At 38.1% G+C, this 10,071-nt stretch carries 11 protein-coding genes; 2 read left to right on the top strand and 9 right to left on the bottom strand.

Going from position 1 to position 10,071, the window contains the following annotated elements:
* Window positions 1-573: 573 nt before the first annotated feature.
* Window positions 574-1,767: an ADP-forming succinate--CoA ligase subunit beta gene (sucC, locus tag IQ282_RS14890; RefSeq protein ID WP_194852659.1), complete on the top strand. Its 1,194-nt coding sequence runs from the start codon at window positions 574-576 to the stop codon at window positions 1,765-1,767.
* Window positions 1,768-2,171: 404 nt separating this feature from the next.
* On the opposite strand, the gene IQ282_RS14885 is transcribed toward sucC, so the two are convergent.
* Entirely contained in the window at window positions 2,172-2,504 is a 333-nt protein-coding gene (locus IQ282_RS14885) for a hypothetical protein (protein ID WP_194852658.1), read from the bottom strand.
* A 70-nt stretch (window positions 2,505-2,574) separates the two neighbouring features.
* A complete protein-coding gene (gene aroB, locus IQ282_RS14880) occupies window positions 2,575-3,645 on the bottom strand; it encodes a 3-dehydroquinate synthase (RefSeq protein ID WP_194852657.1) in 1,071 nt (356 codons plus the stop codon).
* Between the two features lie 187 nt (window positions 3,646-3,832).
* Between aroB and IQ282_RS14875 the strand changes: the two genes are divergently transcribed.
* Window positions 3,833-5,002 carry a proline dehydrogenase family protein gene (locus tag IQ282_RS14875; RefSeq protein ID WP_194852656.1) on the top strand — a complete coding sequence of 390 codons (1,170 nt, stop codon included), beginning with the start codon at window positions 3,833-3,835 and terminating at the stop codon, window positions 5,000-5,002.
* Window positions 5,003-5,063: 61 nt separating this feature from the next.
* On the opposite strand, the gene IQ282_RS15100 is transcribed toward IQ282_RS14875, so the two are convergent.
* The 7 genes from IQ282_RS15100 to porX all read right to left on the bottom strand — a co-directional run bounded on the left by IQ282_RS15100 (window position 5,064) and on the right by porX (window position 10,042).
* A complete protein-coding gene (locus tag IQ282_RS15100; RefSeq protein WP_394355206.1) occupies window positions 5,064-5,600 on the bottom strand; it encodes a glycosyl-4,4'-diaponeurosporenoate acyltransferase CrtO family protein in 537 nt (178 codons plus the stop codon).
* Window positions 5,601-5,695: 95 nt separating this feature from the next.
* A complete protein-coding gene (locus tag IQ282_RS14870) occupies window positions 5,696-6,070 on the bottom strand; it encodes a DUF4258 domain-containing protein (RefSeq protein WP_194852655.1) in 375 nt (124 codons plus the stop codon).
* A 9-nt stretch (window positions 6,071-6,079) separates the two neighbouring features.
* On the bottom strand, window positions 6,080-7,279 hold the full coding sequence (locus IQ282_RS14865) for an alanine dehydrogenase (protein WP_194852654.1): 1,200 nt from the start codon (window positions 7,277-7,279) through the stop codon (window positions 6,080-6,082).
* Between the two features lie 32 nt (window positions 7,280-7,311).
* Window positions 7,312-7,611 (bottom strand): hypothetical protein, encoded by a 300-nt coding sequence (locus IQ282_RS15005; RefSeq protein WP_228547347.1) that lies wholly within the window; start codon window positions 7,609-7,611, stop codon window positions 7,312-7,314.
* Between the two features lie 142 nt (window positions 7,612-7,753).
* On the bottom strand, window positions 7,754-7,900 hold the full coding sequence (locus IQ282_RS14855; protein ID WP_194852698.1) for a hypothetical protein: 147 nt from the start codon (window positions 7,898-7,900) through the stop codon (window positions 7,754-7,756).
* A gap of 177 nt (window positions 7,901-8,077) precedes the next feature.
* Window positions 8,078-8,488, bottom strand: coding sequence for a tRNA (adenosine(37)-N6)-threonylcarbamoyltransferase complex ATPase subunit type 1 TsaE (gene tsaE, locus IQ282_RS14850; RefSeq protein WP_194852653.1), 411 nt, complete (start codon window positions 8,486-8,488; stop codon window positions 8,078-8,080).
* The gene (porX, locus tag IQ282_RS14845) at window positions 8,489-10,042 is read right to left on the bottom strand and encodes a T9SS response regulator signal transducer PorX (protein WP_194852652.1); all 1,554 of its coding nucleotides are present in this window, start codon (window positions 10,040-10,042) and stop codon (window positions 8,489-8,491) included. It abuts the gene before it with no gap.
* Between the last annotated feature and the right edge of the window lie 29 nt (window positions 10,043-10,071).

Genomic DNA, 10,071 nt, shown 5'->3' with positions numbered 1-10,071 from the left:
TTTACAAGCTTAACACAAACCTTTGTTTAAATTCAACCATTCATGATAGCATCGCCGCAAACGACGAGACCTGTCTATTCTTATGCATTCCTCTCGCAAAAGCTCGTCGGATGCAGGCTTCAAGGCGAGAGCCTTATTCTGTTATAATTTTAACTAGGATCTGAAATCTAAATAGCTCCTTTCCTAGAAAAAGGAAAGGTGGATTCCGAATCTGCGATAGCAGATTGGAAGACGGATAGGTTGAAGTTTTTCTGAACTCGATTCGTTTTGTAAACTTAATACAAACCCTTGTTTAACTTCAACCACTCCTGATTTCATCGCCATATCTGGCGAGATCTATCTTTCCTCACCTCAGATGAAGCAAAGAGCTTACTAGATAAGTTAAATAATAGAATGAATTTTTCTCTCTTTGGAAATGCCCTTGGGACAAAGGGGGCCGCGCATGAGTAAATACTTTCAAAACTCGAAGACTCATTAACTCAAAAACTCCTAACTTTTAATTAGTACCAATAATTTCCATTAACCCACGGTCTTTGTTATTTTTGCTAGCAGAATTAAATTTAAAAGACATCTATGAATCTTCACGAATATCAAGGAAAAGAAATACTAGCCAGTTATGGCGTTACCATTCAACGTGGTAAAATTGCTACGACTCCAGAAGAAGCTGTAAAAGCTGCCAAGGAATTGACCGAGGAAACTGGAACTGGATGGCACGTTATTAAAGCACAGGTTCACGCTGGTGGACGTGGTAAAGGTGGCGGAGTGAAACTTGCAAAAAGCCTTGACGATGTAAAGAAGATTTCAGGAGAAATCATAGGAATGGATCTAGTAACTCCCCAAACTTCTGCGGAAGGTAAGAGGGTTCACCAAGTATTGATTGCAGAGGATGTTTACGAGCCAGGCGATGTAGAGGTAGAAGAATTTTACATGTCTGTATTGTTAGACCGCGCTAAGGGTCAAAACATGATCATGTATTCCACAGAAGGTGGAATGGACATTGAAACGGTTGCAGAGGAAACTCCGCATTTGATTTTTACAGAACACATTGACCCATCTCACGGATTGCAAGGTTTTCAAGCTAGACGTATTGCATTTAATTTAGGGTTAAGCGGTAAGGCGTTTAAAGAAATGACAAAATTTGTCGCAAAACTTTATAATGCATATGTAGGATCTGATAGCGCATTGTTTGAGATCAATCCGGTAATTAAGGCAAGTAATGAAACCATCATCGCTGTAGATTGTAAGATCACACTAGATGAAAACGCATTGTTCCGTCACAAAGATCTGGAAGCAATGAGAGACATCCGCGAGGAGAACGCAACTGAGGTTGAAGCTCGTGCGGTAGGATTGAATTATGTAGATCTTGACGGTAACGTTGGATGTATGGTAAATGGTGCTGGACTTGCCATGGCAACGATGGATCTTATCAAACAAGCTGGTTTTGAACCGGCAAACTTCCTAGATGTAGGAGGAACGGCAGATGCCAAAAGAGTAGAAGAAGCATTCAAAATCATTCTAAAGGATAAAGGCGTAAAAGCAATTTTAGTAAATATCTTTGGTGGTATTGTACGATGTGATCGTGTAGCAGAAGGAATTATTGCTGCTAAGAAAAGCATGGGTGATGCCATGAACGTTCCGTTGATCGTAAGATTACAAGGGACTAATGCTGAAATCGCAAAAGAATTGATTGATAACAGCGGTATGGATGTTCAAAGTGCGATTGAATTTCAAGAAGCAGCGGATAAGGTTCAAGCCGTGCTTGCTTAAAATACAAGAGTCAACAATCAGTAATAGATTGTTACGAATTATAGAAAAACCATCCGTAAGGATGGTTTTTTGTTTTACTGCGCTGATTAAATTACTTATTCAATTTGAGTTCTAATCATTCCCCATCAGGGAAAATATCCACAGTACAAAGGAGTGTTTGTTACGTTCAGACTATAAATCAGATTAAGGAAATCTTCAAACACTCTGATTGGATCACCGCAAGCGGCGAGACGCATCTGTCCTCTCCTCATCTGAGGGGAGTAGCTAGTAAAAGATTTTGAAACCTCTAAAGAGCAGCTCACAAAAAAACATCCCAATTTTGGGATGTTTTTTTTGCTTTAGAACTTGAAAAGCATTTTTTTCTTCTAGCTTCTAGCTTCTAGCTTCTAGCTTCTAGCTTCTACTTAATCTTCCTCTTCCTCTGGCTCTTCCTCTTCATCTGCTACATCTACAGCTTCTTCATTAGGATCCATTTCTGGTAGAGCATCTGGATCTGCCATGTCTGCATCACCATAATCATCCATGTCAAAAGCTTCCATTTGCATTTCTAATTTTTGCGAGATCTTGACTAGATACTTTACGTCTTCGGTCATTACCTCGACCGCATTAATAGTTTCATTTTTATGGTTTTTGAAAGTAATAACATCGTCATCGCCATATCCATCCGGATAACGAGCCACGAGTAGCTGGAGTACATCTGGCGTTAACTTCTTATAATCAACGATTACATTTCTCATAACTGGTGTTTCAATTCTAGGGGAAAATATAAAAATTAGTTATTATCGACAATAAAATAAAAAAGATTCTCTAGCTCAAATATAATTTAAAAGCATTCCGGATTTCTGCTACTGGAACAACACAATCGATTTGATACGAGCCTATAGAATTGAGAAGGACAAAGCGCACTTCTCCATTCACATTTTTTTTATCATGCGCCATGAAGCCTATGATTTGTTCTACATCTGACTTGCTAAAATGCAGGTCCAGTTCTAGCGATTCATAAAATTCCTCAACTTGATTCAAGTCTTTTTCTGATAAACCGGTATTCAAATGACTTAAGTAAGACTCAATCACGATTCCAGCGGCAACAGCTTCCCCATGAAGTAGTTCATCATAAGCGTCAGTCGCCATACAATAGGATTCAATGGCATGGCCTATGGTATGACCGTAGTTTAATGATTTGCGAGCGTCTATTTCAAAAGGATCGCTCATGACCACATCATTTTTTATAATTATAGATTGGTAAATTAAAGACTCAAAAGTATCGCTGGAAAAATTGAAATCCAGTTCTAGCATATTTTCCCAATAGGCTCGATCAGAAATAAGTCCATGTTTGAACATCTCTATACTTCCGTTGCGCATTTGAACAGGAGGTAAAGTGGAAAGAAAGGATGGGTCCACAAGGGTCATAATGGGCGTTTGAATTAAACCTATCTGGTTTTTAAGCGGACCTAGATCAACACCATTTTTCCCGCCTATCGCTGCATCAACCATCGCCAGCAAACTGGTAGGAACGTGTATAAAATCAATTCCTCTTTTAATGGTTGCAGCAATGAAACCGCCTAGATCTGTCACCACGCCACCGCCCAGACTTATAAAAAGACTGTTGCGATCGCAATTAAGTTCTATCAGTGCGTTCCAGACGCCACTACAAGTATCAATATTTTTAAATTCTTCACCGGCATCAATTTCTATCACCTCAATCGCCGCAACCGTTTCTAATTGAGATATAAAAGGAGCGTAACAATATTCCATCGTATTTTCATCGACCAGAATAAAAACAGTACTCGGTTTTTTTTGGGCAATAAAAGCATTTAGCGCTGGATAACATTCACTACCAAAATGGATAGTATAATTTTCATTGATAATTGAAGTCATTCGTAGAAATCCTTGATGGTTATTAGGTAAGTTTGCTTACTCAATTCGACTACTTTGGTATAAGACTTGTAGCGTTTACGCTTTCGCGAAAGCGAACTTTACCTCAGTCAAAATAACAAACAATAATCGGTGTCAAAAGTACCAACTCTATGCTAAAAGACAACCCTTTCCAATTTATATTTGCCACATGAATCAAGATATTTTTGAGAATACAGCTACGGCTTTTGCGCTAAAATCTGATGCCGAATTAAAGAAATCACGTTTTATATTTTCCATGATGGGTCGTCAGTGGCTAGTCGATCTGGGGTCGAAAGCGACTATGATAGGACTGAAGTTAGGCTTGCCTATTAAAGGACTTATACGCAATACCATTTTTGAGCAGTTTTGCGGTGGAACCACAGAAGATGAGTGTTTGCCTTTAGTGGAAAAAATGTACTCTAAAGGCGTGAGTTCTATTCTGGATTACTCCGTTGAAGGAAAGTCAAATGAAGCCGATTTTGACAATGTAGTAGGGAAGAAACTGCGATTGATTCATACTGCGTCAGAAAATGAAGCCTTGCCATTTGAAGTGGTGAAACCTACTGGAATTGGTCGTTTTCATTTATGGCAGATGCAAACAGAAGGAAAAGAACTTACTGATGTGGAGCAACTTGAATGGGAGCGCATCGTGAACCGAGTGGATCTGCTCTGTAAAACTGCTGCAGACAGCAAGGTTTCTTTACTATTTGATGGCGAGGAAAGCTGGATGCAAGATGCTGTAGACCGATTGATACGTGATATGATGGCTAAGTACAACACGGAAAGGGCGTATATCTATAATACGATACAGTGTTACCGACATGATCGCATGGATTATATACAGGACCTATATAATGATGCCGTGGCACACGATTTTGTAGTAGGAACTAAAATTGTACGCGGAGCCTACATGGAAAAGGAGCGTGCTCGTGCTGCACAAATGAATTATGAAACGCCTATTTGTGCCTCTAAGGATGCTACTGACGCCATGTTTAATAGTGTGATGCAATTTATCCTTGATAGATTAGATGTAATAAAACTGTGCGTGGGAACCCATAATGAGCAAAGCACTCTAGAGGCAATGCAGACTTTAGAAACTAAAGGTGTAGATCCCAGTAGTAATGATGTTTGGTTCGGCCAGCTGTATGGAATGAGTGATAACTTGACTTTTAACCTGGCTAAGGAAAAATACAACGCATTTAAAATTGTTCCATTTGGTCCTATTGCAGACGTGATGCCATATTTAATACGTCGTGCTCAAGAAAATACATCTGTCGCAGGGCAGGTAGGTCGTGAAAAAGCACTGGTAGAACAAGAAATTAAACGTCGCGGGTTGTAGGTACTTAAACTCTCGGCCGCTATTTAGGCAATAATATGTCACAAAAGACATAAAGCCTTTCTCAGATCCTGACGCGGTTCTCATATTTTCTTATCAAATTTAAATACCTAGGACGATTGTACCGCTGTATGAAAATAGGGTATATGTGAAATAGAATAATTGATGCGATTAGCCACTTAGCTTCGGTTATAGAAATTGGCAAAATAAGGATCATAATTGCAATTATGGTAGCAATAATCAAATGAGAGAATTCGCCTGCTCTCGTATTGAGTTCTCGTTGTTTAAGACTTTCAGGATTGAATTTTATCGATGGATTCATATAATTTGTCATCTTTTCCCAGCCTATGATCACCAGAAGTTTTCTACACAAACCAACTCCCAAATATTTATAAATAGAACCCTGCTGTTCAATATGTTTATATTGAAATAATATTATTGATAGGAAAATTTTAAAAGTGGCGTGGTAACAGCAAACCAACCCATCAAAATAAAATTTATTTCTACCGCAAAAATAATCCCATCGAACGGGAAGTATTTTGGGAATTGCTGGAAGAGAATGCAAACGCCAATTGAAAATAAAATGGTGCAAAGACACCATAAAAAGATACGCATCGATTTTTGCATTTTAAATACCGTCTATGTTAAATCGTTATTAAGCTGTTTATTTCAATGAAGACCAAAGAATATAACGGACTAATCCTCAATGATCATTTGCTCCACGCGAGCATAGCGTTCACAATTAGTTACCAAAAGTCCTGTTTTTTCTAATTCTTTTCTACCGTTGATATAATAAATGTTGCAAGGAGATGCTTCCGTATCAGATTTTGAAAAATCGACATCACCATACTTTAGAATAAGTTGAATACTTAATGTGTCGAGTTCTTTTTTTATCAAATGCTCGCGAATTTCAGGTGATAAACGTATTGCTTTTTTACCAATATCAGCAATTACCCGATCTTCTGGAAACCAGTTACACTGCGCTCGTTTACCACTTAAAAAGAAAATGAGGAATACTAATCCTATGGCAAAACCGCCCATGTAAAAACCTAAGCGTTTGAAAAAATTCATGAAGACTATTTAAAAGATCAGCAAATTTACGTCGCTGCAAGGTAAGTTATACCACTCACCAACTGATTTATTCGTGAGAATGCCGTGATACATATAGATCCCATTTTTCAAACCCTTATCCATTCTAATGGAATGCTCAATGCCGCCATCGTCTGCAATGTTCAACATATAAGGAGTGAATATATTACTAAGAGATATAGATGCAGTTTTAGAATATCGAGATGGCAAGTTAGGAACACAATAATGGGTAACACCAAATTTCACGAAGGTAGGTTTCTCGTGTGTCGTTAATTCACTTGTTTCAAAACAACCACCCATATCTATACTAACATCAATAATAACAGAGCCGGCTTTCATGTTTTCCACCATGGTTTGAGAAACGACCACAGGAGCACGATTTTTGCCACTTAATGCAGCAATAACAACGTCACAACGACATAGTGCTTTTGATAAATACTTGGGTTGCAGTGTAGATGTAAATATGGACTGGCTTACATTGTCTTTAATACGTCGTAGGTTTGCAATGGAATTATCAAATACTTTTACGCTTGCTCCTAGACCCAGTGCAGTTCTAACGGCAAATTCTCCTACCGTTCCTGCTCCTAAAATCACAACATCCACCGGTGGAACTCCCGTAATGTTACCGAAAAGTTGTCCGGTTCTATTTTCACCACTTGTCAATAATTCTGCAGCAATAAGAACAGAGGCCACACCAGAGATTTCACTTAATGCAGTAGTGGCAATATGATTTCCCACATCATCTTGAATAAATTCAAAAGCTAGTGCGGTAATTTTTTTGGAAGCTAATTTTTCGAAATACGATTTGCTTCTTGTTTTGAGCTGGAGTGCACTTATCAAAACTGTTTGCGGTTTGATAAGATCTAATTCTGCATCACAGGGAGGAGCTACTTTGAGAACCGTAGGGCAGGAAAAAACCTTTTTAGTATCTGCTGTAAGTTCTGCACCGGCATTCAGGTATTCATTATCAGTAAAACTGCTGCCTAGTCCTGCACCTTTTTCCATTAAAATGCGATGGCCGTGTGCGGTTAAAGCAGCTACAGCGTCAGGTGTCAAACAAATGCGTTTTTCTACGTGTTGGTTTTCCTTAGGTATACCTATAAATAAATCCTGCTTAAACCGCTGGATTTCTAAACGCTCTTCTTGCGGAATAAGCTGTGCTTTAGTAAATGGTGTGAGAATATGACCCATAAAGGTGTATGTCGAGTCTGTAAGTTATGAAATTACTTGAAGAATTTATCGCTAGGTTTTTTAATACCGTCTTCAATTTCTGAGATGTCGATATTGTTGATTTTATCAAAAACCTTTGTACGAGCTAAGTAGGACATAGAAAGTGAGGCTATGACTACAGGAACTATGTATTTTAACTCATCACCTTCATCCATAAATTCTAAATCGTCATTAATTGCACTGTAAAGTTGAAAACCGAACATAGCCATGGGGATAATAATACAATGATACCACCAGTGTTTGCAAGTTAAAAACCAAATTACCATAAGATAAAAAGGTATAAATTTTGCCATTAGAGTCCAAAAACTAACTTGAGCGTCTTCGTACCAACCTGAATTATATTTAAAAAAAAAGTTGTCCCATACCAAAGTAGGTGGGACAACTTCATATGTATAAAAAAAATATGGAGTAATAGCTAAAATTACTGCGACAAGACTACCCGCGAGAAGGTATGCGGATTTTGGCTTTTTCGATTTTCTTAGCATTGGTTGTTTCTGGAGCAAATGATGTTACTGCTGTTGCAGTTAAAGATACTGCAAAAAGAGAAACTAGGGCGATTGCTTTGAGTGATTTGTTGTTCATGTGATTTGGTTTAAATAATTATTAAAAGGGATTAAGTAAATAAGTGATACTAAACTAGGAATCCGCTTACTTTCTTTTATTATAAACCAATAATGATCGACGACCACATCAATTATTCGACACAAGGATCAAATTTTATCACAAATTATATTAATAGTAAATCATAGTGAAATTATTTCATCGATAAACGGTAGCACTTACTCGAACTTCTCTTTTGTAATCACTCAAAACATCGATTTCAACCTCTTGATAATCACCTATTATAGTCATAGCTAATTGTGGCCATTCAACGAGTTTGAATGCTGGGCTATCAAAATAGTCTTCGGCTCCCATATCGTGTAGTTCATCGATTGAGTTCAATCTATAGAGGTCAAAATGGTATATTAGGTTATGACTTCCTTGATACTCATTCACAATACTGAATGTGGGTGAGGTGATCGCATCTACAACTCCCAGTTGTTTACAAATCGCTTTAATAAGTGTGGTCTTTCCTCTTCCCATAGGAGCAGTAAATAACAACGTATTGACTTTCGCGGAAGCGATAACAAAGTCGGCTGCCTTATCAATGTCGTCTATATGATATTCCATCTATCGTGGATTGAAAATCGCTAGTGGTATCAACATCTCTTCCATAGAAACGCCGCCGTGCTGGTAGGTATTGCGGTAATAACTAACGTAATGGTTGTAGTTATTAGGATAAGCGAAAAACAAGTCGCCCTTTGCAAAAATAAAACTGCTGCTCATATTGATCTTGGGTAATTTGATAGTAGATGGATCTGTTGCTGCAAGTACATCTTTATCCTCGTAAGATAGACTACGACCCGTTTTATAGCGTAAGTTCAGGCTTGTGTTCTTGTCGCCTATAACCTTGCTAGGCGTAGTGACATTAATAGTCCCATGGTCTGTGGTCAACACGAGTTTCATTCCCAGCTCTTGACCGCGCTGGATCATTTCTAATAATGGGGAGTTCTTAAACCAACTCAAAGTCAAAGACCTGTACGACTTGTCTGTGCTGGCGAGTTCTTTGATGACCTCCATTTCAGTCTTAGAATGGGATAGCATATCTACAAAATTATAAACGATTACCGTTAAATCATTATCCTTTTGTGTTTTGAAGCTTTCCGCTAGCTTTCTACCGCTATTTTCATTGGTGATCTTATGGTATTGATGGGTGATATTTAATCCCAGTCTTTTGAGTTGTGCTTCCAGAAAATCATTTTCATGCATATTCTTACCGCCATCATCGGTATCGTTCAACCAGTATTCAGGGTGTCGTTTCTCCATGTCTGCAGGCATTAAACCTGAAAATATAGCATTACGTGCATATTGTGTAGCTGTGGGAAGAATTGAATAATAGGTCTCTTCCTTCTCCTTTTTATAGTGTGTATTAACAATACTCTCAAAAACCTTGAATTGATCGTATCTCATATTATCCATCACGACTAATAGAACCGGATCTTTCTCTTTTAATAAAGGAGCTACTCGTTCCTTGAATATTTGATGGCTCAATAATGGGGCATCTTCATTGCCGTCTTCAAACCATCCAGGGTAATTTTTATCTACAAATTTGCAAAATTGGTGGTTTGCCTCTGTTTTTTGAGCGCTGAGAATTTCAAACATTCCTGGGTCATCTACATCTTCTAGTTCCAGTTCCCAATAAATAAGTTTTTGATACAATTGCGCCCATTCTTCATAGCTATTAATCATGGACATATCCATCGAAATCTTGCGGAATTCCCGCTGATAGTCAGAAGTTGTCTTTGCATTTACCAGTCTGGAGTGATCCAGAATTTTCTTGAGAGAAAGTAAAATCTGATTCGGATTCACTGGCTTTATAAGGTAATCAGCAATTTTAGAGCCTATCGCTTCTTCCATTATATATTCTTCCTCACTTTTAGTAATCATGATCACAGGCAAATTTGCTTGTTTTTCTTTGATCTCATAAAGAGTTTCAAGACCGGTCAACCCAGGCATATTTTCATCGAGTAGAACGACATCAAAGGATTCTTCTTCAATGGCTTCCAGCGCTTCACTTCCAGAAACCCTTGTGGATACTTCATAGCCTTTCTGAGTTAGAAATATAATATGTGGTTTGAGTAGATCTACTTCATCATCTACCCATAGTATTTTGATCGTTGTCATATCTGTATATTTGTTGAAACGCTTGCATC

Origin of the sequence: Nonlabens antarcticus (genome assembly GCF_015356755.1) — a bacterium.
GTDB classification, from domain to species: Bacteria; Bacteroidota; Bacteroidia; order Flavobacteriales; family Flavobacteriaceae; genus Nonlabens; species Nonlabens antarcticus.
The sequence above is the reverse complement of the archived record's forward strand: the minus strand, read 5'-3'. Positions and strand labels throughout refer to the sequence as shown.